This window comes from Micromonospora sp. S4605, from assembly GCF_003176715.1.
GTDB lineage: Bacteria > Actinomycetota > Actinomycetes > Mycobacteriales > Micromonosporaceae > Micromonospora > Micromonospora echinaurantiaca.
On sequence record NZ_QGSW01000210.1, the window covers coordinates 1 to 20,531 of the forward strand.

The 20,531-nt window shown below is 74.2% G+C and carries 22 protein-coding genes and 1 pseudogene; 16 read left to right on the plus strand and 7 right to left on the minus strand.

Features of this window, described 5'->3' with window-relative positions; genetic code table 11:
* The coding region (locus DLJ47_RS17195) for a serine/threonine-protein kinase (RefSeq protein ID WP_109900984.1) at positions 1–1,120 on the minus strand (1,120 nt) is incomplete at its 3' end.
* Between the two features lie 381 nt (positions 1,121–1,501).
* Between DLJ47_RS17195 and DLJ47_RS17200 the strand changes: the two genes are divergently transcribed.
* Entirely contained in the window at positions 1,502–3,043 is a 1,542-nt protein-coding gene (locus DLJ47_RS17200; RefSeq protein ID WP_109900985.1) for a sensor histidine kinase, read from the plus strand.
* Between the two features lie 31 nt (positions 3,044–3,074).
* Here the strand turns inward: DLJ47_RS17200 and DLJ47_RS17205 are convergent.
* Positions 3,075–3,913, minus strand: a pseudogene (locus DLJ47_RS17205) (SPFH domain-containing protein); the annotation flags it as partial.
* 155 nt (positions 3,914–4,068) lie between these two features.
* On the opposite strand from DLJ47_RS17205, the gene DLJ47_RS17210 reads away from it, so the two are divergent.
* The 5 genes from DLJ47_RS17210 to DLJ47_RS17230 all read left to right on the plus strand — a co-directional run bounded on the left by DLJ47_RS17210 (position 4,069) and on the right by DLJ47_RS17230 (position 6,951).
* A complete protein-coding gene (locus DLJ47_RS17210; RefSeq protein WP_109900986.1) occupies positions 4,069–4,473 on the plus strand; it encodes a YbaB/EbfC family nucleoid-associated protein in 405 nt (134 codons plus the stop codon).
* On the plus strand, positions 4,460–4,780 hold the full coding sequence (locus DLJ47_RS17215; protein WP_109900987.1) for a type VII secretion target: 321 nt from the start codon (positions 4,460–4,462) through the stop codon (positions 4,778–4,780). Before DLJ47_RS17210 ends, DLJ47_RS17215 begins: the two co-directional genes overlap by 14 nt.
* Positions 4,777–5,961: a WXG100-like domain-containing protein gene (locus tag DLJ47_RS17220; protein ID WP_109900988.1), complete on the plus strand. Its 1,185-nt coding sequence runs from the start codon at positions 4,777–4,779 to the stop codon at positions 5,959–5,961. Before DLJ47_RS17215 ends, DLJ47_RS17220 begins: the two co-directional genes overlap by 4 nt.
* Complete coding sequence (locus DLJ47_RS17225) at positions 5,961–6,284, plus strand: hypothetical protein (RefSeq protein ID WP_109901004.1); 324 nt, start codon at positions 5,961–5,963, stop codon at positions 6,282–6,284. The genes DLJ47_RS17220 and DLJ47_RS17225 overlap by 1 nt, the downstream gene beginning before the upstream one ends.
* Positions 6,285–6,363: 79 nt before the next feature.
* Positions 6,364–6,951, plus strand: a complete 588-nt coding sequence (locus DLJ47_RS17230; RefSeq protein WP_109900989.1) for a DinB family protein — start codon at positions 6,364–6,366, stop codon at positions 6,949–6,951.
* A 329-nt stretch (positions 6,952–7,280) separates the two neighbouring features.
* Here the strand turns inward: DLJ47_RS17230 and DLJ47_RS17235 are convergent, their stop codons facing one another.
* A complete protein-coding gene (locus DLJ47_RS17235; RefSeq protein WP_109900990.1) occupies positions 7,281–7,745 on the minus strand; it encodes a DIP1984 family protein in 465 nt (154 codons plus the stop codon).
* A 167-nt stretch (positions 7,746–7,912) separates the two neighbouring features.
* Between DLJ47_RS17235 and DLJ47_RS17240 the strand changes: the two genes are divergently transcribed.
* A complete protein-coding gene (locus DLJ47_RS17240) occupies positions 7,913–8,605 on the plus strand; it encodes an RraA family protein (protein WP_109900991.1) in 693 nt (230 codons plus the stop codon).
* A gap of 4 nt (positions 8,606–8,609) precedes the next feature.
* On the opposite strand, the gene DLJ47_RS17245 is transcribed toward DLJ47_RS17240, so the two are convergent.
* Positions 8,610–9,197 carry a TetR/AcrR family transcriptional regulator gene (locus DLJ47_RS17245; RefSeq protein WP_109900992.1) on the minus strand — a complete coding sequence of 196 codons (588 nt, stop codon included), beginning with the start codon at positions 9,195–9,197 and terminating at the stop codon, positions 8,610–8,612.
* Between the two features lie 67 nt (positions 9,198–9,264).
* On the opposite strand from DLJ47_RS17245, the gene DLJ47_RS17250 reads away from it, so the two are divergent.
* From DLJ47_RS17250 to dinB, 9 genes are all read left to right on the plus strand, one after another.
* Complete coding sequence (locus tag DLJ47_RS17250) at positions 9,265–9,636, plus strand: nuclear transport factor 2 family protein (protein WP_109900993.1); 372 nt, start codon at positions 9,265–9,267, stop codon at positions 9,634–9,636.
* Between the two features lie 197 nt (positions 9,637–9,833).
* Positions 9,834–10,967, plus strand: coding sequence for a peptidoglycan recognition protein family protein (locus tag DLJ47_RS17255; protein ID WP_109900994.1), 1,134 nt, complete (start codon positions 9,834–9,836; stop codon positions 10,965–10,967).
* 134 nt (positions 10,968–11,101) lie between these two features.
* Positions 11,102–11,515 (plus strand): VOC family protein, encoded by a 414-nt coding sequence (locus DLJ47_RS17260; RefSeq protein WP_109900995.1) that lies wholly within the window; start codon positions 11,102–11,104, stop codon positions 11,513–11,515.
* Positions 11,516–11,686: 171 nt separating this feature from the next.
* Positions 11,687–12,766, plus strand: a complete 1,080-nt coding sequence (locus DLJ47_RS17265; RefSeq protein ID WP_109900996.1) for an endonuclease/exonuclease/phosphatase family protein — start codon at positions 11,687–11,689, stop codon at positions 12,764–12,766.
* A gap of 71 nt (positions 12,767–12,837) precedes the next feature.
* On the plus strand, positions 12,838–14,058 hold the full coding sequence (locus DLJ47_RS17270) for a PP2C family protein-serine/threonine phosphatase (RefSeq protein ID WP_109900997.1): 1,221 nt from the start codon (positions 12,838–12,840) through the stop codon (positions 14,056–14,058).
* Between the two features lie 61 nt (positions 14,059–14,119).
* The gene (locus DLJ47_RS17275) at positions 14,120–15,694 is read left to right on the plus strand and encodes an FMN-binding glutamate synthase family protein (protein WP_109900998.1); all 1,575 of its coding nucleotides are present in this window, start codon (positions 14,120–14,122) and stop codon (positions 15,692–15,694) included.
* 120 nt (positions 15,695–15,814) lie between these two features.
* Positions 15,815–16,339, plus strand: a complete 525-nt coding sequence (locus DLJ47_RS17280) for a GNAT family N-acetyltransferase (protein ID WP_109900999.1) — start codon at positions 15,815–15,817, stop codon at positions 16,337–16,339.
* Between the two features lie 38 nt (positions 16,340–16,377).
* Entirely contained in the window at positions 16,378–16,749 is a 372-nt protein-coding gene (locus tag DLJ47_RS17285) for a hypothetical protein (RefSeq protein ID WP_109901000.1), read from the plus strand.
* A gap of 199 nt (positions 16,750–16,948) precedes the next feature.
* On the plus strand, positions 16,949–18,136 hold the full coding sequence (dinB, locus tag DLJ47_RS17290; RefSeq protein ID WP_088997619.1) for a DNA polymerase IV: 1,188 nt from the start codon (positions 16,949–16,951) through the stop codon (positions 18,134–18,136).
* Positions 18,137–18,226: 90 nt separating this feature from the next.
* Here the strand turns inward: dinB and DLJ47_RS17295 are convergent, their stop codons facing one another.
* From DLJ47_RS17295 to DLJ47_RS17305, 3 genes are all read right to left on the minus strand, one after another.
* Entirely contained in the window at positions 18,227–18,445 is a 219-nt protein-coding gene (locus DLJ47_RS17295) for a hypothetical protein (protein ID WP_088993527.1), read from the minus strand.
* Between the two features lie 142 nt (positions 18,446–18,587).
* Entirely contained in the window at positions 18,588–20,225 is a 1,638-nt protein-coding gene (ptsP, locus tag DLJ47_RS17300; RefSeq protein ID WP_109901001.1) for a phosphoenolpyruvate--protein phosphotransferase, read from the minus strand.
* Positions 20,218–20,511 (minus strand): HPr family phosphocarrier protein, encoded by a 294-nt coding sequence (locus tag DLJ47_RS17305; protein WP_109901002.1) that lies wholly within the window; start codon positions 20,509–20,511, stop codon positions 20,218–20,220. Before DLJ47_RS17305 ends, ptsP begins: the two co-directional genes overlap by 8 nt.
* Positions 20,512–20,531: the final 20 nt, after the last annotated feature.

Genomic DNA, 20,531 nt, shown 5'->3' on the forward strand with positions numbered 1-20,531 from the left:
ACCCGGCGCCGGGCGTCGCCGCCGCGCCGCCGGTCACGGTGCTCGAGCCCGAGGTGCCCGCCCCGGCCGCGGGCAGCGGCTCGTCCCGGGCGGCGTAGCTGAGCCCGGCACCGCCGACCAGCAGGGTGGCCACCACCCCGGCGCCGACCAGCGACCTACGGGCCCGGCCGGGGCGCAGCCACGTCCACCGTCCGGTGCTCGCGCCGAGGGCGGTGCTGGCCAGGCTGGTGGCGCCGCCGGTGCCGTCCGGGAAGGAGAAGAGGGCGGCCAGCAGCGCCGCCCGGCGGGCCAGCTCCCGCAGCCCGCGTTCCTCCCAGTCCGCGCCGTACGCCCGGCCCGCGACCTCCTCGAGCAGGGTGAGGAACGCCTGGGCGGGCTGCGGCCGGTCGGCCGGCTGCTTGGCCATGCCGTGCCGCAGCAGGTCGTGCACCGGCGCGGGGGCCGGGTCGGTGGGGATCGGCGCGGTGGCGTGCTGCTGGCGCAGGGTGAGCAGGTCCCGCCCGTCGTACGGTGGACGCCCGGTGAGGCACTCGTAGAAGGTCGCGGTCGCCGCGTAGATGTCGCAGGCCGGGCTGGCCGGGGCGCCGGTCCACTGCTCGGGGGCCATGTAGCGGGGCGTGCCGGTGACCGAGCCGCCCGAACCGGCGCCGACCGGCATCGCGATGCCGAAGTCGGCCAGCTTGCTGGCGCCCTCGGCGGTCACCAGCACGTTCTCCGGCTTGTAGTCGCGGTGTACCACGCCGCGGGCGTGCGCCGCCCCGAGCCCGGCCAGCGATCCCTTGAGGACGCAGAGCGCCGACTCCGGCCCGGTCGGGCCGTGCGCGCGCAGCATCTGCCGCAGCGACACACCGTTGACCAGCTCCATCACGATCGCCGCGCCGTCGGGCGACTCGACGTACTCGTAGAGGCGCGAGACGTGCGGGTCGTCGATCTCGCCGAGCAGCCGGGCCTCGTCGCGGAAGGCGGTCCGGAACGACGGGTCGCCGCCGACACCACCGGTGAGGTACTTGATCGCCACCGGGGTGCCGGTCGCGTCGTGCACGGCCAGGTCCACCCGGCCCGACGCGCCCGCGCCGAGCTGTCGCACCGGCGTGTAGCCGGACACCTGCCAGCCGGTCACGCGATCACCTCCCCGCTCGGCGGGTCGTCACGGGCGCCACGCTGGTCATTGTGGCCGCCGCTCCGGGTCGGGCCATCGGCGCAACGGGTGCTTCCGCCGCCCCGGACGTCGGCCGGCGCGCGGCCGGCCGGGCCGGGCCGGACCCGCCCGCCCGACGGTCACCGCGGGGCGGCCGGGCGACGGCGTCACGGCCGGGTGCTGGCATGGTCGATCGCGGACACACGTCGATACAGGTAGCAGCTCCCGGCAAGCCGGCGCGTTGGCCGTCCGCCCACCGCGCCGGGCCGAGCCGGCTCGGTTAATGTGCAGGCCGTGAGCGACAGCGGAACGGTTCCGGCGACGGACAGCCGGCGGAGGACGACCCGGTGGTGGCTCAGTGTCATGTTGCTGACCATGGCCGCCCTCGTCGTGGTCGGTGGTGGCCTGGGCGCCGCCGCCCTCACGCACACCGCTGCCGTCTCCGACCGGTTGGCCGACCGGATCGCCCCGGCCCGGACGGCCGTCGGGGAGCTCGACAACGAGCTGGTGAGCCAGCGTGCGGCCGTGTTCGCGTACGCCCTCAGCGGCGAGGACCGGTACCTCGCCACGTACCGGCAGAACCTCGAGGCCGAACCGGTCACGATGGCCCGGCTGCGTGACCTGCTGGCCGACGAGCCGGCGGCGCTGCGCGACCTGGAACACGCCGAGGCGCTCGCCGGCCGGTGGCACAACGACGTGGCCGAGCCGCTGATCCGGGGCCGGCAGGCCGGCACCGACCCGGCGGAGCTGGCGGCGGTGGCGACCCGCGGCCTGGACACCTTCGAGGCGCTCCGGGCGGAGTTCAGCGGGCTGGTGGCGCGGCTGGACCAGATCCGGGATGCCAGCCGGGCGGACCTCGACCGGGCCCGCCGGCTGCGGGACCTCACCTTCGTGGCGATCCTCGCCGCGCTGCTGCTGACCAGCGTGGTCAGCTCCGTGCTGGTGCGGCTGACGGTGCTCCGCCCGCTGGAGCGGCTCGGCGAGTCGGTGCGGCAGGTGGCCGGCGGAAACTTCCGCCACCGGCTGCGCCCGCAGGGGCCGGCCGACATCGCCCGGCTCGCCGACGACGTGGAGACGATGCGGCAGCGGATGGTGGACGCGCTGGAGCGCGGCCAGCACGACCGGGACGCCCTCGAACAGCAGGCCGCCGAGCTGCGCCGGTCCAACGAGGATCTGGAGCAGTTCGCCTACGTCGCCTCGCACGACCTGCAGGAGCCGCTGCGCAAGGTGGCCTCGTTCTGCCAGATGCTGCAACGCCGCTACGGCGACCAGCTCGACGACCGGGCCCGGCAGTACATCGGCTTCGCGGTCGACGGGGCGACCCGGATGCAGGAGCTGATCAACGACCTGCTGGCGTTCTCCCGGATCGGCCGGGTCTACGGCGACCTGCGCGAGGTTGACCTGGCCGAGGCGTTCGAACAGGCGGCGGCGAACCTCTCCGGCGCGGTCGAGGAGGCCGGCGCGGAGATCACCCGCGATCCGCTGCCGACCGTGCAGGGCGACCCGACGCTGCTGACCATGCTGTGGCAGAACCTGCTCGGCAACGCTGTCAAGTTCCGCAGCCCGGAGCGGGACCCCCAGGTGCGGGTGACGGTGGCCGACACGGCCGACGGTTGGTCGTTCACGGTCGAGGACAACGGCATCGGCATCGACCCCCGGTACGCCGAGAAGATCTTCGTGATCTTCCAGCGGCTGCACCCCCGCGGCTCGTACCCGGGCACCGGCATCGGCCTGGCGATGTGCAAGAAGATCGTGGAGTACCACGGCGGCACCCTGAGCCTGGACGAGACGTACACCGGCGGGGCGCGGTTCCGGTTCACGCTGCCCCGCCCGGCGCCGGCCGCCGTACCGGAACAGCCGGGCGAGCCGGCGGCGGAGTCGGCGGTCCCGGCACTCGGCGGGTAGCCGCTCGGGTCAGCCGCCCGGGGAGCCGCCGTCGGGCTCGGCGGCCGCCGCGACCGTCCCGGTGACCGGCCCGAGATCCGGCCCGCCCGCCGCACTCTGCTCCGGCGTGGTACGGCTGAACTGGTCGAAGAAGCGCAGCAGCTCGACCGGGAACGGCATCACCAGGGTGCTGTTCTTCTCCGCCGCCACGTCCACCACGGTCTGCAGCAGGCGCAGCTGGTACGCCCCGGGCGTGGCCGCCATCGCCCGGGAGGCGTCGGCGAGCCGGCGGGACGCCTGGTACTCGCCGTCGGCGGCGATCACCCGGGCCCGGCGTTCCCGCTCCGCCTCGGCCTGGCGGGACATCGACCGCTTCATCCCCTCGGGCAGCGCCACGTCCTTGACCTCGACCCGCTCGATCAGCAGGCCCCACGGCTTCTCGGTCGGCGCGTCGATGACCGCCTTCAGCTCGGCGTTGACCCGTTCCCGGTCGCCGAGCACGGTGTCCAGGTCGGCCTTGCCGATCACCGAGCGGAGCGCGGTCTGCGCCACCTGAAGCACCGCCGAGGGATAGTCGTGCACGTTGACCAGCGCTTTCACCGGATCGACCACGCGGTAGTAGACGACCGCGTCGACGGTCAGCGTCACGTTGTCCCGGGTGATGGCGCCCTGCGGCGGCACGCCCATCACCACGGTCTGCATGCTCACCCGCACCATCCGGTCGGCGACCGGGACGATGAACTGCAGGCCCGGCTGTCGGACGCGGTCGAGCACCCGGCCGAACCGGAAGACGATGCCGCGCTGGTACTGCTGCACCAGCCGGACGCTGAGCGCCCCGAGCAGCGCCAGCAGCGCGAGGACGATCACCACGCCGACCACCGTGGCTTCCACGGCACCCCCGATCCGGGCGGCCACGGCCGCCGCCCGGGACGCCGGATACCCGCTGGATCGCCGGCCACGCCTGCCAACCGTCACGGGGCGGCACGGATCGACTTCGGTTGGTAACGTGACCGGGGCTCGCACCGGCGGGACGGGGAGGCTCCGAGGTGTGGACGGATGAGGCGGCGCTGGGCGCCGCACGACGACGGGTCGACGACTGGGAGGCCACGATCGCCGAGCGGGCGACGCGGACCACCGCGCTGACCCGCGAACTGGCGGCGCTCACCGCGACGGCCCGCAGCCCTGACGGAGCGGTCGAGGCGACCGTCGACGCCGCCGGGGCCCTGGTCGACCTGCGGCTGGACGAGCGGGTACGCAAGCAGCCCGCGGCCCGTACCGCCGACCAGGTGCTGGCCACCACGCGGGCCGCGCAGGCGGAACTGGTCCGCCGGGCGGTGGCCGCGACCGAGGCGGCGCTCGGCGCGGACGACCCGGCCGCGCGGGCGGTCGTCGAGTCGTACGCCCGCCGGCTGCGCCGCCCCGACGAGGGCGGCGCCGGTGCCGCCCGCTGACGGCGTCCGGGTCCGCCCGGAGGATCTCGACGCGCACGCCGGTCACCTCGACGCCGTCGCCGACGCGCTGCACCTCGCCACCGCGGCCGGGCGGTCCGTGCGGTTCGGCGGCGACGCGTACGGTCAGCTCTGCGCGCTGGTGCCGGTCCTGGTCGACCAGGTGCAACGGGTGCTGGTCGACGGCCTCGACGGCGCCGCCGGCTCGGTGCGGGACACCGCCGGACGGCTCCGCACCGCCGCCGGCCGCTACCGGGGCGCCGACGCCGGCGCGCAGGCCGCCCTGGACGGGCTGCGCGGGCGGCGGTGAGCGGCAACCCGCTCGTCGCCGCCCCCGCCGACACCACCAGCCCCTGGACCGGGGTGTGGATCGCCGAGGACATCGAGCTGATCGGCCGGGGCATCCGCGACGGCAGCTGGATCGACGGCAGTCTCGGCGTGGTCGGCGCCGGTCTCGACGCGCTGGCCCTCGTCTCCGATCCGGTCGGCTCCCTGCTCCAGTACGGCATCGCCTGGATCATCGAGCACGTCCGGCCGTTGACCGAGGCACTGGACTGGCTGGCCGGCGATCCGGCGCAGATCGCCGCCCACGCGCAGACCTGGCGCAACGTCGCCGGCGCTCTGCGTACCGAGGCGGAGGCGCTCGCCCGGGCGGCTCGGCTGGACCTCGTCGAGTGGAGCGGTGCGGCCGCCACCGCGTACCGGTCGTGGGCGGCCGAGCAGCAGGGCGCGCTCGTCGGCCTGGGCCGGGCCGCCGACACGATGGCCGCGCTCACCGAGGGCGCCGGCTGCCTGATCGCCGCCGTCCGGCTCATGGTCCGCGACGCCATCGCGCTCTGCGTCTCCCGTCTCATCGTGTACGCGGCCGAGGAGGCGCTCAGCTTCGGCCTGGCCACTCCCCTGGTGGTGGAACAGGTCGTCACGACGGTTGCCGCGTTCGCGGCGAAGATCGCCCGGTGGCTGCGCGGGCTGCTGGCCAGCCTCCGGCGGCTGATCCCCGAGGCGCGCCGCCTCACCGAACTGATCGACCTCCTCAAGCGCCACCTGGCCAGGCTGCGAACGGGCGGGCAGCCGGGTGGGTCTGCGACGGGACCGCCAGCGAGCAAGCCCGATCCGCCGTCTCCCGTGGAGGAGTCACGGGTTCGTGAACTCGGCATGGACCCGGCGACCGGCCGTTTCCGGCCAGGCGAGGCGGAGACAGCGGTCCGCATCGAGCAGGAGCTGGGTGTCCGGTTGCGCCGAGCTCCAGCCGGCTCGTCGGCGGACTGGGTGGACGAGACGGGCCGCACCTATGATGCTGTCGGCAACTTCCCGGCACAGTTCTTCGACCGGCAGTGGCCGCAACTCCAGTACCAGATCGAGCGACACCTCGACAAAGCTGAGCTGGTGCCGGTTGACGTGTCTCGTTTCTCTGCGGGGCAGATCGCGAAAATCGAGCAATTCATCGCGGATCGGCAACTCGGTCCGCGCGTATTCGTTGTGGGGAAGTGATGGCCGCTCTCATCGTGCTCAAGCCGGGCGTCGATTGGACATCGACGGGAGGGCTGTTCGACTGGACCTTGGAGTTCCTGATGCGGCGCGTGCCGCACCGGGACGTGGTCGACCACTTGCGGGAGATCGTCGACAACAACCTCGGATCGTTCTGGCTCGACGACGTACCGGCGCGGTACCGGGCCGAGATCCTCAGCCGGTTGCGGCAGGAGTTGCTAGCTGCGGCTGAGCGGGAACTACCCGACACGGACCAGAAGCCAGCAGCACTCGGGCACCTGCGTGAACTGGTGGATGCAGCCGGCCGGGTCGACAGTGAAAGCTGAGCGACGACGTCGGCCACGCCTGGCGGTTGTGGTGGGCGCGGGTTGAGGGTGTCGGGAGCACGTGGCAGGGTCCTTCCTCATGATCGATGACTTCGCGAAGACGTACCTGCACGACGATCTACGGCATGTTCGTGAGGTGGTCGTCTGGAAGCTCGACGGGCTCGGCGAGTACGACATCCGCCGCCCCCTGACCGCGACCGGCACCAATCTGCTCGGTCTGGTCAAGCACCTGTCGGTCTGCGAGGCCAGGTACTTCGGCGAGGTCTTCGAGCGGCCGTTCCCCGAGCCACTGGCCCGCTGGGACGACGCCGAGGCGGGCGAGACCGAGATGTGGGCCAGCGAGCACGAAACGCGCGAGGAGATCGTCGACCGCTACCACCGCGTGTGGGAGCACTCGGACGCGACGATCCTCGCCCTGGCCATCGACTCGCCCGGCTACGTGCCCTGGTGGCCGCGTCCACAGGTCATGCTGTTCAACATCCTGGTGCACGTGCTCACCGAGACGAACCGCCACGCCGGGCATGCCGACATCCTGCGCGAACAACTCGACGGGTCGACGGGGTTCGCAGCCCGGTACGCCGACGGGCAGCGCGACGCGGCCTTCTGGGCAGCCCGGCGCGCGGAGATCGAGCGGGCCGCCCGGGCAGGCGATCCGACCCTTGCCTGACGGCGTTCGCAAGCGGTGATCCGTTCCCCGTTGTGGGGCCGCTGCCGGTCACCGAGCCGGCCGCGATGATGAACGATCGCCGCCCGAGCCGGTCAGCGTCATTCTCCGGCTGGGTGTGGAGTTCCCCGAGCCCGCCCTCGCCGTCGTGGATCTGCACGTGGTGGTGTGCTGTGCGCGGTGCGCTGTCACCTGTCCTCTGTGCTGGGCGGCTCTGTGAGTCGAGGAGTCGAACCTCCGCGCTGCCCGTCGCGCGCCAGAGAAAGGAGGCCGGTTCGCAGCCGGCTTTGTGCTGTGCACGCCCCCACGACGGCTACCTGCTCCACACCTGGCTAGTCCAGCAGGTCCGCCTCCCAGTTGGTGCGCTGGATCAGCACGTCCAGCTCGCGTAGCTCGCGGGCCAGCGCGTCGGCCTGGCCGCGCAGCTCGGCCACCGGGAGCGCGGTGAGCATCTTCAGCTCCGAGCGCAGCTGCCGGACCGCGTGCCGCCCACCGGCGGCCGCGTCGGCGGCCGCGGTGAGCACCGAGTGCCGCAGCCGCAGTACGTCCCGGCGGGCGAGCACGTCGGTGAGCGTGCCGTGGTCGCCGGCCGGCACCGAGGCGTTGGTCCGGTTGATCCGGCGGATCAGCGACTCCAGCTGGTCGAGCGTCTCGGCCAGCTCGCCGAGCAGGGCGTTGGCGTCCTCCGGCGGCGCCTCGCCCTCCTGGTACCGGGCGCTGCCGACGATCCGGGCGCGGAGCTGTTCCACCCGCCGGACCGCGTCGGCCCGATCCGCCAGCGCCTCACCGAGCTTCAATGCCCACCTCCCGCGTCGACCCGGGCAAGGATAGATGATCTCGGTCCCCGACGGAGACCGATTTTCCGGCGTACGCGGGCCAGCCGATCCGGATTGGACCTGGCTGCCGCGCCGGTCGGCCTCCCTACGATGGCGACCCACGATCCACAGCCGCCTCGGAGGACGCCATGGTGGAGCACCTCGCCGACCTGCCCACGCCGCTGCTGGCCGACGCCTGCGTACGACTGGACGTGCCGCTGCGGGTGGCACCCGCGGGCGTCCGGCCGGTCGTGCCCGGCCAGCGGGTGACCGGCCGGGTGCTGCCGGTGCGGCACCACGGCAGCGTGGACGTGTTCCTGGAGGCGTACGGCGCGGCGGCGCCCGGGGACGTGCTGGTGATCGACAACGGCGGGCGGACGGACGAGGCGTGCGTGGGCGACCTGGCGGTGCTGGAGGCCGCCGCGGCCGGGGTGGCCGGGCTGGTGGTGTGGGGACTGCACCGCGACACCGCCGAGCTGGTGGAGATCGGCCTGCCGGTGTTCAGCTACGGCAGTTGCCCGCTCGGGCCGACCCGGCTGGACGATCGGGAGGTGCAGACGCTGGTCAGCGCGCGGGTCGGCGCGCACCTGGTCACCGCCGACGACCTGGTCTGCGCCGACGACGACGGCGTGCTCTTCGTGCCCGCCGCCCGGGCCGAGGACGTGCTGGCGGCGGCCGCGCGGATCCGGCGTACCGAGCGGACCCAGGCGGCCCGGATCCGCGCCGGTGAGACGTTGCGCCAGCAGACCGCGTTCGACGACTACCTGGCCCGGCGCGCGGCGGAGCCCGGCTACACCTTCCGCCAGCACCTGCGCCGGGTGGGTGGGGCGATCGAGGAGTGAGCGGTCAGGGCCGGGCGGCGCCGTACACCCGCAGGATGCTGGTGCGCAGCGCGGCGGCGGCCTGGTCGGCGGCCAGCCGCCCGGCGGCGACCTCGGCGCCGGCGGCGTGGCCCAGGGCGATGGTGGTGGCGACCAGCCAGGCGGGCGGCAGCGCCGGATCGAACTCGCCGGCGGCCTGACCGCGGGCGATCAGGCGCAGCAGCCGGTCGACGACCGGTCGGTGCAGCTCGTCGTCGCCGTCGCCGGCCGGTGCGCTGTCCAGCACCGGGTAGCGCAGGGCCGTCCGCCAGCCGGCATCGAGCAGCCGCAGCAGCGCGTCCGGGGCCGGCCCCTCGTCGATGGCGGCGGCGTCGATGGCGGCCATCGCCTCCTCGGTGATCCGCCCGACCACCGCCGTGAGCAGCGCGTCCCGGGACGGGAAGTGCGCGTAGACGGTCTGCCGGGAGAGCCCCGCGGCCGCCGCCACGTCGTCCACGGTGGCGTTCGGCCGGTCGCCGAGCAACCGGACGGCGGCGTCGAGGATCGCGGCCGCGTTGCGCCGGGCCTCGGCGCGTACCCGCCGGCGCCGGTGCGGTGACGTCAGCTCGGACATGGTTGTCAAGGTTACCGTCGACACTTATTCTTGACACGCTCGTCAAGGCTAGACATCGGAGGATGCCATGACCCACCCGGTTCCGCGCGACGACATCGCCGGCTACCTGCGCGCCTACGTGGCGGAGATGGCGTTCGGCGACGAGGATCCCGCCGTCGTGCTGGACCGCTACCACACGCCGGACGTGGTCTGGCACAACGACGGAATCCGGCTGGATCGGGAGCGGCTGATCGCGCACGCCCGACCCGTACGCCGCAAGGCGACGCGGTGCGACCTCGACATCCACGACACGCTCACCAGCGGCGACCGGGTGGCGGTGCGGTACACGATGGACTCGGCGCTGCGCGGCGCGTCGATCGTCACCGAGATCTACATGTTCGGCGAACTCGCACCGGACGGCCGGCTGCGCCGCATCGACCAGATCACCCGCACCCCCTGAGGGACGCCCCGCGCCGGTCGACCGGGGCCGGGACCCGGGTGGACGGTCCAGCCCGGACGGGGACGACCCGCGCTTGCAGTGGCTCGGCCTCTAGCGCCGGCCGGAGTTATGGCAATATCCTCCACTGCACGCCCGGCTACTGGAGCTACTTTTCACCGCTCCACCCATCCCCCGTCGTCGGCCGCAGAGGAGCTGCCATGCACGTCGACCATTCCGAACTGGACCGCCGTACCCTGCTGCGGGCCGGCCTCGGCGCCGCCACGGTGGCGGTCGTCGGGAGCGAACTCGCCTTCCCGGCGGCCGCGCAGGCGGACCCGGGCGCGGACCTGGACTGGATCTACAGCTGCGACGAGTGGGGAGCGCGCCCGCCCGCCGACCCGCTGTCGGTCAGCGCCATCCCCACCAACAAGATCATCGTGCACCACATGGCGTTCCCGAACGTCACCGACTACTCGGAGGCGCAGGCGATCAAGCTCGCCCGCGACTGCCAGGACCTGCACATGGACGGCAACGGCTGGTCCGACACCGGCCAGCACTTCACCATCAGCCGCGGCGGCTACGTGCTGGAGGGCCGGCGCGGCAGCCTGGAGCGCCTCCAGGCCGGCGACCGGCAGATAATCTCGGCGCACTGCCCCGGCGAGAACGGCCGGGCCATCGGCATCGAGAACGAGGGCACCTACGTCACCGAGACGCCGCCGGAGGCCCTGCTGGACTCGCTGGTCAAGCTCTGCACCACGATCTGCCAGCAGTACGGCCTCTCCGCCCACGACATCTTCGGCCACTGGGACTTCCGCACCACGCAGTGCCCGGGCGCCGCGTTCTACCGGCAGTTCCCGATGCTGCGCCGGCGGGTGTTCCGCGAGCTCGGCACCGACCTCGCGGACGTACCGGCGCGTCGCTGGCCCGACCTGTGGCGGTTCGTCGGCTCGCCGTCGGTCCGCGTGGTGCAGTACCTGCTCGCCCACCGCGGCTACACCGTGCCGGTGAACAGCGTCTTCGACGCGGCGACCGTGGCGGCCGTGCAGGACTGGCAGTCCCGCAACGGCATCCCGGTCGACGTGGACGCCACCCTCACCACCCCGACCTGGGAGACCCTGGTGCCGGAGCTGGACAAGGACGCCAGCGGCATCCCGGTCAGCGCTGTGCAGTTCATGCTGAACTTCAAGGGGTGGACCGAGGTCGCCGTCACCGGCGAGTACGACTACGCCACGAAGAAGGCGGTCCAGGACCTCCAGGCCCTGCACGGCCTGCCGCGCAACGGCAAGGTCACCACCAGCACCTGGTGCGTCCTGGTCGGCGGGGTGGTCCGGCAGTCCTTCCGGCACCGCTGACGATCCGCGCCGTGGTGGGGGTGGTGAGCTGGCCACCTCCGCCACGGCCCGCCCAGGCGACCGCCCGGCGATTCGCGTGCTCAGGCACCCCTGCTCTGCGACGATGGCCCCTGGTCAGGACCAAGGAGGGCGCCATGACGTCGCGACTCAACCCGTACCTCAGTTTCGACGGCAACGCCCGGGAGGCGATGGAGTTCTACCGGCAGGTGTTCGGCGGCGACCTGACGTTGAGCACCTTCGGGGAGTTCGGCACCGACGACCCGACGCTGGCCGACAAGGTCATGCACGGCATGCTGGAAACGCCGTCCGGCTACACCCTGATGGCCTCCGACACCGCCCCGGGCATGCAGCACGTCCCCGGCAACAACGTCTCGGTGAGCGTCAGTGGCGACGACGGCAACGAGCTGCGCGGCTACTGGGACAAGCTCACCGTCGGCGCCACGGTGACCGTCCCGCTGGAGAAGCAGATGTGGGGCGACGAGTTCGGCATGTGCATCGACCGGTTCGGCATCGGGTGGCTGGTGAACATCGGCCAGGCCCAGCGCTGACCACCCGCCGCGCCGACGCCGCGGGCAGCGGGGCGGCAGCGGGCACCAACCGCCGTGCGCACCGTCCGGTCTGGAAACCGGCCGATCGGGCGTATCCGGAATGGCCCTGGCGGCGCTAGCGTACGGCAGGCTTCCGCGACGCGGATCTCCTGCGAGGAGAGGACCGGGGAGATGGACGGTAGGGCGCGCCCGCACCGACTGACCCGACTGTTCACCGCCGCCGCCCTGATGGCGGCCGGCCTGGGGCTGGTCGCCCCGCCCGCGCAGGCCCAGCCGGGCGCCAAGATCACAGTGATGACCCGGAACCTCTACCTCGGTGGCGACCTCACCCCGTCGATGACCGCGCCCAACCTGCCGGCGTTCCTGGCGGCGAACGCGGCCCTGCTCGGTCACGTGGACCTGGTCGACTTCCCCGCCCGGGCGAAGCTGGTCGCGGCGGAGATCCGCGAGCACAGGCCCGACGTGGTGGGCCTGCAGGAGGTGGCGCTGTGGCGCACCGGGCCGCTCGGCGACCCGGCCCCGGCCACCACGGTCCGCTACGACTACCTGGCCCTGCTGATGGCGGAACTGGCGGTGGCCGGCCACCGCTACGACGTGGCCGTGGTGCAGGACGAGGCGGACCTCGAGGCTCCGGCCGGGGCACCGCACCTGGTGGACGCCCGGCTCACCATGCGCGACGTGATCCTGGTCCGCCACGGCGGCCGGGTGAAGGTCACCGGCACCGCGTCGGGGAACTTCGTCACCAACATGGTCACCCCGCTGCCCGCCACCGGCGACTCCGTGACCAGCACGCGGGGCTGGACCGCGGTGGACGTGGTGCACGGCCGGCGGGCGTTCCGGGTGGTCAACACCCACCTGGAGGCGTTCCACCCCGGCGTCCGGGTGCGGCAGGCCGAGGAGCTGCTGGCCGGGCCGCTGGACGTACCCGGCCGGGTGGTCCTCGTCGGCGACCTCAACACCGGGCCGGAGCTGCCGGAGCCGGTCAACCGCCTGGCCTACTTCACGCTGGTCGCCGGCGGGCTGGTGGACACCTGGCCGATCCTGCACCCCGGCGACCCGGGCTACACCGCCGGTCTCGGCGACGACCTGACCGAACCGGCCGACGACGTCGAGCACCGGATCGACATGGTGCTGGTCCGCGGCACGTTGGTGCCGGTGGCCAGCGAGGTCTTCGGCACCGAACGGCGTACGCCGGACGGCCGCTGGGCCTCCGACCACCTGGGGCACGTCGCGGTGCTCGCCCTGCCCTAGGGCCACCCGGCCCGACCCGGCCGCCGCAGGTCAGACACCTCACCGCAGCACAGCACGACTAGGATCCTTGCGTGGTCGACACAGGGCTCATCCAGGACGACGAGCGGCTGCGCCGCATCGAGGCGGTGACGGACGCGACCCTGTCCCGCCTCGATGTCGCCGACCTCTTCGACGAACTGCTGGAGCGGGTCCGGGACCTGCTGGACGTCGACACCGCCGCGATCCTGCTGCTCGACGCGCACGCCCGGCAGCTGGTGGCGACCGCGGCGAAGGGGTTGGAGGAGGAGGTCCGGCAGGGTTTCCGGGTCGCGCTCGGCCGTGGATTCGCCGGCCAGATCGCGCTCACCCGGCGGCCCGTGCTGATCGAGGACGTCAGACCGGGCGACGTGGTCAACCCGGTCCTGCTGGAGATCGGACTGCGCGCCCTGCTCGGCGTGCCGATGTTCGCCCGCGGTCAGCTCATCGGCGTGCTGCACGTGGGGACGCTGCGCCCCCGCACCTTCACCGCCGACGACGTACGCCTGCTCGAACTGGTCGCCGACCGGGCCGGCCTGGCCAGCCTGGCCCGCTCGGACAACCTCGACCACAACGCCGCCCTCGCCCTGCAACGCAGCCTGCTGCCCACCCGGCTGCCCGAGGTGGCGGGGCTGGAGATGGCGGCCCGGTACGTGCCGGGTCACATCGCCGGCATCGGCGGCGACTGGTACGACGTGTTCACCCTGCCGTCGGGCTGGCTCGGTCTGGTCATCGGCGACGTGTCCGGCCACGGGTTGCAGTCCGCCGTGGTGATGGGCCGGGTACGCAGCGCGCTGCGCGCGTACGCGCTGGTCTGCGACGAACCGGCGGACGCGTTGACCCTCCTCGACCGCAAGGTCGCCCACTTCGAGGCGGGCAGCCTGACCACCGCGCTCTACGCGATGATCTCGCCGGACCGGGAGACCCTCCACCTCTCGGTGGCCGGGCACCTGCTCCCCGTGCTCGCCGCTCCCGGCGAACCGGCCACCCTGTTGCCGGCACACGTCGACCCGCCGCTGGGCACCGGCCGGCGACTGCCGCACCGGCAGCAGACCACGGTCCGGCTGCCGCCCGGCGCCGTGCTGGTCTGCTACACCGACGGGCTGGTGGAACGGCGCGGCGAAGTGATCGACGTCGGGATCGAGCAGCTGCTCGGCGCGGTCGGGCCGGGGCCGGCGGAGGAGGTGTGCGCCACCGTCATGAACGCGTTCGGGGTCGAGCGTCCCACCGACGACATCGCCCTGCTGGCCGTCCGCCGCCACCCGACCGGCCACTGACCCGCCGACCCGCCGGCACCGGGCAGTTTGGCCGGTCACCATCGCGGAAAGAGTGGCGGGCATGAAGTGGGCCAGTCGAGCCGTACCCGCCGTCGCCGCCGCCGTCGCCGCCCTGGCCGCGCGGGACCTCCTGCAACACGACCACGCGCTGCTGCGCAACTTCCCGGTGCTCGGGCGGGCCCGCTACCTGCTCGAGGCGATCGGCCCGGAGCTGCGCCAGTACATCGTGGCCGGCAACAACGAGGAGCGGCCGTTCACCCGGGACCAGCGGCGCTGGGTGTACGCGTCGGCGAAGGGGCAGAACAACTACTTCGGCTTCGGCACCGACAACGACATCGAGTTCACCCCCGGCTACCCCATCATCAAGCACCGGACCTTCGGCCGGGCGGTCCCGCCGTCCACGCCGGGCGCCGGCCACGACGTACGGCTGCCGTGCGCCAAGGTGCTCGGCGGCGCGCGGGGACGGGCCGGCGCGTTCCGGCCCGGGTCGGTGGTGAACATCTCCGGGATGAGCTTCGGGTCGCTGTCCGGCAACGCGGTCGAGGCGTTGAACCGCGGCGCGGCCCTGGCCGGTTGCCTGCAGAACACCGGTGAGGGTGGTCTGTCGCCGTACCACCGCAAGGGCGGTGAGCTGGTCTTCCAGATCGGCACCGCGTACTTCGGCTGCCGCGACGGGCACGGTCGGTTCAGCCTGGACCGGCTCAAGGACCTGGTCGCCGGCGCGCCGGTGCGGGCGCTGGAGATCAAGCTCAGCCAGGGCGCGAAGCCCAGCCTCGGCGGACTGCTGCCCGGCGCCAAGGTGTCGGCGGAGATCGCCGCCACCCGGGGCGTCCCGCAGGGGCGCGACTGCGTCAGCCCGTCCCGGCACGCCGAGTTCTCCGACTGCGACAGCCTGCTCGACTGGGTGGAGTTGCTGGCCGCCGAGACCGGGCTGCCGGTCGGCATCAAGTCCGCGGTCGGCGACCTGGGCTTCTGGGCGGAGCTGACCACGCTGATGCGCGACACCGGCCGGGGCGTCGACTTCGTCACCATCGACGGCGGCGAGGGCGGCACCGGCGCCGCCCCGCTGATCTTCACCGACTCGGTGTCGCTCCCCTTCCAGCAGGGATTCGCCCGGGTCTACCGGATCTTCGCCGAGCGGGACCTGCACGAGCAGGTGGTCTTCGTCGGCGCCGGCAAGCTCGGCCTGCCGGACAACGCGGTGGTGGCCCTCGCGCTCGGCTGCGACCTGGTCAACGTCGGCCGGGAGGCGATGCTGGCGATCGGCTGCATCCAGGCGCAGAAGTGCCACACCGACACCTGCCCGACCGGGGTGGCCACCCAGAACGCGTGGCTCGCCCGGGGTCTGGACCCGGCGTCGAAGTCGGTCCGCGCGGCGAACTACGTCCGGACGTTGCGCCGGGACCTGATGAAGGTGGCCGAGGCGTGCGGCGTGGAACACCCCGGCCTCATCTCCACCGACGCCGTCGAGGTGCTCGACGGACGCACCTCGTCCACCCCGCTGCGCGAGGTGTACGGGTACCGGCCGGAGTGGGGCCTGCCGGCACCGGCCGACCAGGCGGAGATCGTCCGGCTGATGACCGCCGAGGCGCCGCAGGGTGGCTCCGCCCCGCCCTCCCCCACCGCGGTCGGCTGACCCGAGCCGCACCGCCGCGCCGGTCGCGGGACGGAGGCCGCCGCCGGTCGCCGGCCGTCCGGCTGCGCCGACCCAGAAACGCCGTCGCGTCCGCACGGCCGCGCGTCCTATGGTGGCGCGATGTTGATCAGACGTGAGACCGCCGACGACGTCGAGGCCGTCCGGGCGGTGCACACCGCCGCGTTCGCCAAGGCTGACCAGCCCGGTGCCGTACCCGTGGAAACGACCCTGGTCGACGCGCTGCGCGCCGACGACGGCTGGCTGCCGGCGTTGTCCCTGGTCGCGACGGATCCGGACGGGCAGGTCGTCGGGCACGTGGTGTGCACCCGCGGTCGGGTGGCCGGCGAGCCGGTGGCGCTCGGGCTCGGGCCGCTCGGGGTGCTGCCGGCCTGGCAGCGGCGCGGCGTGGGCAGCGCGCTGATGCACGCCGTGCTCGGCGCGGCGGAGGCGCTCGGCGAGCCGCTGGTGGTGCTGCTCGGCCATCCCGACTACTACCCCCGGTTCGGCTTCCGGCCGGCGGTGGACCTGGGCGTCACGCCACCCGGGCCGTGGGGGCCGCGCTACTTCATGGCCCGCCCGATGAGCGCCTGGCGACCGTCGATCCGCGGCGACTTCCGGTACGCGGCGCCGTTCGACGATCTCTGACCTTTCGCGGGCTCACCGATTGTTGCATTCTGGTTGCCATGGGAGAGGTGCTGCCGATGCCCGGGTTCGGCGACCTGTTCGCCGACACGCGGGGCGACGATCGGACGATGCGAGTCAGCTACCACCCCGAGCGGGGGGCCGTGGTGCTGTCCCTGTGGAGCGGCACGGTGTGCCGGGGGTCCTTCCGGCTGGCCGTCGGCGACGCACCCCGGCTGCTGTCGCTGCTCGGCCAGATCAGCGCGGCCGCTGTGCCCGGCGCACCGCCGGACGACCCGACCAGCATGCAGGGCACCCGCGCGCCGGCGGCGGTGCCCGCACCGGCCCCCGATCCGGTCGAGCAGACCGGCCAGATCGCCGGCCCGGCGCACCGCGCCGCGCTGCCGATCGTGCCGGCGCCACGGGTCGCCTGACCTCCGAGCCGGCACCGGGCGGCGGCCGGGATGCGCCCCCGCCGCCCGTCCTGGCGGTCCGGCCGCCCGCCGACCCGGCCGGCACTCGGCCTGAGGTCCGCGCCGGCCCGGCCCACGCTCGGCCCGGTGTCCGAGCGGCCGGTGAGTGCGTTCCGGCAGGTCAGTGCCGGAATCGCGGCGGCCGTGCGAACATGTGTTCGTGTCGGGCGAGGCGAGCATCCTGCACGCCGACCTGGACGCGTTCTACGCGTCGGTCGAGCAGCGGGACGACCCGCGCCTGCGCGGCCGGCCGGTGATCGTCGGTGGCGGGGTGGTCCTCGCCGCCAGCTACGAGGCGAAGGCCCGGGGCGTACGCAGCGCGATGGGCGGCCGGCAGGCCCGCCGGCTGTGCCCGGAGGCGATCGTGGTGCCGCCCCGGATGTCGGCGTACACGGCGGCCAGCCGCGCGGTGTTCGAGATCTTCCGGCAGACCACCCCGCTGGTCGAGGGGCTCTCGGTCGACGAGGCGTTCCTCGACGTGGGTGGCCTGCGCCGGCTGGCGGGGCCGCCGGCCGACATCGCCGCCCGGCTGCGGCACGAGGTGCGCCACCGGGTTGGCCTGCCGATCACCGTGGGCGTGGCCCGGACGAAGTTCCTGGCCAAGGTGGCCAGCGGGGTGGCCAAGCCGGACGGCCTGCTGGTCGTGCCGCCCGACGGCGAGCTTGCCTTCCTGCATCCGCTGCCGGTGGAGCGGCTGTGGGGCGTCGGCCCGGTCACCGCGACGAAGCTGCGCGAGCGCGGCATCCGTACCGTCGGCCAGGTCGCCCGGCTCGGCGAGGCGACCCTGGTCTCGCTGCTCGGTGCGGGGGCCGGCCGGCACCTGCACGCCCTGGCACACAACCGCGACCCCCGGCCGGTGCAGGTGGGCCGGCGCCGCGCGTCGATGGGGGCGCAGCACGCCCTCGGCGGCCCGGCGCACTCGCCGGCCGAGTTGGACGCCGTCCTCGCCGGCCTGGTCGACCGGGTGACCCGGCGGATGCGCGGAGCCACCCGCACCGGCCGGACGGTGACGCTGCGGCTGCGTTTCGCCGATTACACCCGGGCGACCCGTTCACACACCCTGCCGAAGGCGACCGCGGACACCCAGCCGCTGCTCGCCGCCGCCCGGGCGCTGCTGCGCGCGGCCCTGCCGGAGATCGACCGGCGCGGCATCACCCTGCTCGGGGTCTCGGTGGCGAACCTGGACGGCGGGCACGTGCAGCCGCCGTTGCCGTTCGAGCGCGATCCGGGCGCCGACCTCGACGCCGCTGTCGACGCGGTGCGGGACCGGTTCGGATCCGCCGCCCTCACCCGCGCGGTGCTGCTGGGCCGGGACACCGGGCCGGAGATGCCCCGACTGCCGGACTGACCGGTGGCCGCGCCGGGATCGCGCCGGAATCGCGCCGGCCCGAAACAGCAGCCGCCGGACGGGCGCAGCGTCAGCGCGCCGCCGCCGTGTTCAGCAGGGCACCTCGCGCCAGGTCGACCGGCCACCGCGCCAGGCGCTGGCGAGGATGACGGCGGCGGCGCGACTCGGGCAACCCTGCACCTGCGACCGGCCAGAGGCTCCACCGATCTGCGCCTGCACCTCCCAGCGCTGCCCGTCGGTGCGGATGTACACGTCCCGGCGCCCGCGGGGGGTGGGGTCGCCGTTCCACCAATGCTGCTCAAGAGTCACAACCCCGACGGTAGAGCACCCGGAACGGAAGCAGTAGTGGCAGGTGGGTGCCGTTACCGGAGCGCGTCCGACCGGCGGCGCGACCGGCCGGCGCCGGCCGCACCGGAGCCGTTCGTTGGCGCCGCCGCGGTGACCCGGCCGGTCACGGACTGTTCGTGCGCAATGACGGCGCGTCCGCGTCGTCCGCGGCCAACGCCTCGGCGGCCAGTCGTCGGCAGTCCGCGAGGGTGTGCGCGGCGAGCGCCTCCCGCACCTCGGGCACGGCCCGGGGCGCCATGGACAGGCTGGTCACGCCGAGGCCGACGAGAACCGGTGCGAGCCTCGGGTCGGCCGCCGCCTCGCCGCAGACCCCGACCGGCTTGCCGGCCGCCCGGCCAGCGGCCGCGCAGGCGGCGACCAGCTCGAGCAGCGCGGGCTGCCCCGGATCGAGCAGGTCGGCGAGTTGCCCACACTGGCGGTCGGCGGCGAAGGTGTACTGGCTCAGATCGTTCGTGCCGATGCTCAGGAAGTCGACCACGCCGAGCAGCGCCCGCGCCCGCAGCGCCGCCGCCGGCACCTCGACCATCGCCCCCGCCGTCGGCAGACCGACGTCGCGACAGGCGGCGGCGAAGCCGGCCGCCTCGGCGACCGTCGCCACCATCGGCGCCATCACCCAGACGTCGGCCGTCGCGGACCGGGCCGCCCGCGCAATCGCCTCCAGTTGAGCGCGCAGGACCTCCGGTCGCCGCCGCGCCAGGCGCAGGCCGCGAATCCCCAGCGCGGGATTCGGCTCGTCGCCGTGATCGAGGAACGGCAGGGGTTTGTCGGCCCCGGCATCCAGGGTCCGGACGATCACCCGCCGCCCGGGCAGCGCCGCGAAGACCTCCGCGTACGCCGCGGCCTGCTCGTCGCGGCCGGGCGCGTCAACCCGGTCCAGGTAGAGCAGCTCGGTGCGGAACAGCCCGACGCCCTCCAGGTCGCCGTGCAGGTCCCGGGCCGACCCGATGTTGCCGTACAGCGCGACCGGGTGCCCGTCGGCGGTGCGGCCCGGCCCCTGCCCGGCGGCGAGCCGCCGCCGGCGACGCTGCTCGGCGATCCGGCTCGCCGCGATGGCGTGCCGGTCGACGCCCACCGCGACCTCGCCGGTCGAGCCGTCGACGGCGACCGGCACCCCGTCGGCGATCTCCAGCGCGCCCGGGCAGCGGACCACGGCCGGCAGGCCGGCGGCGCGCGCCAGGATGGCGGTGTGGCTGGTCGGGCCGCCGTCCTCGGTGACCAGAGCGAGCACCCGCCCGGGGTCGAGCCCGGCGGTGTCGGCCGGGGCGAGGTCGCGGGCGACCAGCACGAACGGATGGCCGGGGTCGGGGATGCCGGGTGGCGGCAGGCCCAGACAGGCGGCGACGGCCCGGTCCCGGATGTCGTCCAGGTCGGCGACCCGTTCGGCGAGATAGCCCCCGGCGGACTGGAAGGCCTGCCGGTGCACGGCGAGCGCGCGGTCGATGGCGACCGGGGCGCTGCACCCGGAACGCACCTGCGCGACCACCGCGGCGGTCAACTCGGTGTCCTGCGCCATCATCGCCTGCGCTCGCAGGATCTCGGCACCGGCGCCGGGCGCGGCGGCCGCGGCGCGGCGGGTCAGGTCCGCGGCCACCGTGGCCAGCGCCGTCGCCGCACGGTCGGCCTCAGCGTCGGGATCGGTCACGGGGGTGGGTGCGGGCACCGGTGGCGGCGGCGTCATCCGGTACGCCGGGCCGGCCGCGCGGCCGGGGCTGACGCCGATGCCGCGCAGCGATTCACCCATCGCCCTGCTGCCCTTCCTCGGCGTCCAGGTCACGGGCGATCAGTGCGGCCAACGCGTCGAGCGCCGCGTCGGCGGCCGGGCCGCCGTCGGCTTCGAGGATCACCTCCGTGCCGTGCTTGGCGGCGAGGGAGAGCACCGACAGCATGCTGCGGGCGGGTACGGGGGACTTGCCGCTGGTCCGGATGGTCACCGGGACGGGCTGTGCCGCGGCGGCGGCGACGAAGATCGCGGCGGGCCGGGCGTGCAGGCCGCTGGCGGAGCCGACCGTGACGGTTCGGGTGGGCATTCGCTGGCTCCTTCGCGGGA

Bases quoted from the DNA above. Each gene is read 5' to 3' on its own strand.
- DLJ47_RS17200 (WP_109900985.1), top strand. From the start codon at position 1,502: ATGTTGCTGACCATGGCCGCCCTCGTCGTGGTCGGTGGTGGCCTGGGC.
- DLJ47_RS17225 (WP_109901004.1), top strand. From the start codon at position 5,961: ATGGCCGCTCTCATCGTGCTCAAGCCGGGCGTCGATTGGACATCGACG.
- DLJ47_RS17230 (WP_109900989.1), top strand. From the start codon at position 6,364: ATGATCGATGACTTCGCGAAGACGTACCTGCACGACGATCTACGGCAT.
- DLJ47_RS17240 (WP_109900991.1), top strand. From the start codon at position 7,913: ATGGTGGAGCACCTCGCCGACCTGCCCACGCCGCTGCTGGCCGACGCC.
- DLJ47_RS17245 (WP_109900992.1), bottom strand. From the start codon at position 9,197: ATGTCCGAGCTGACGTCACCGCACCGGCGCCGGCGGGTACGCGCCGAG.
- DLJ47_RS17250 (WP_109900993.1), top strand. From the start codon at position 9,265: ATGACCCACCCGGTTCCGCGCGACGACATCGCCGGCTACCTGCGCGCC.
- DLJ47_RS17255 (WP_109900994.1), top strand. From the start codon at position 9,834: ATGCACGTCGACCATTCCGAACTGGACCGCCGTACCCTGCTGCGGGCC.
- DLJ47_RS17260 (WP_109900995.1), top strand. From the start codon at position 11,102: ATGACGTCGCGACTCAACCCGTACCTCAGTTTCGACGGCAACGCCCGG.
- DLJ47_RS17265 (WP_109900996.1), top strand. From the start codon at position 11,687: ATGGACGGTAGGGCGCGCCCGCACCGACTGACCCGACTGTTCACCGCC.
- DLJ47_RS17275 (WP_109900998.1), top strand. From the start codon at position 14,120: ATGAAGTGGGCCAGTCGAGCCGTACCCGCCGTCGCCGCCGCCGTCGCC.
- DLJ47_RS17280 (WP_109900999.1), top strand. From the start codon at position 15,815: ATGTTGATCAGACGTGAGACCGCCGACGACGTCGAGGCCGTCCGGGCG.
- DLJ47_RS17285 (WP_109901000.1), top strand. From the start codon at position 16,378: ATGGGAGAGGTGCTGCCGATGCCCGGGTTCGGCGACCTGTTCGCCGAC.
- ptsP (WP_109901001.1), bottom strand. From the start codon at position 20,225: ATGGGTGAATCGCTGCGCGGCATCGGCGTCAGCCCCGGCCGCGCGGCC.
- DLJ47_RS17305 (WP_109901002.1), bottom strand. From the start codon at position 20,511: ATGCCCACCCGAACCGTCACGGTCGGCTCCGCCAGCGGCCTGCACGCC.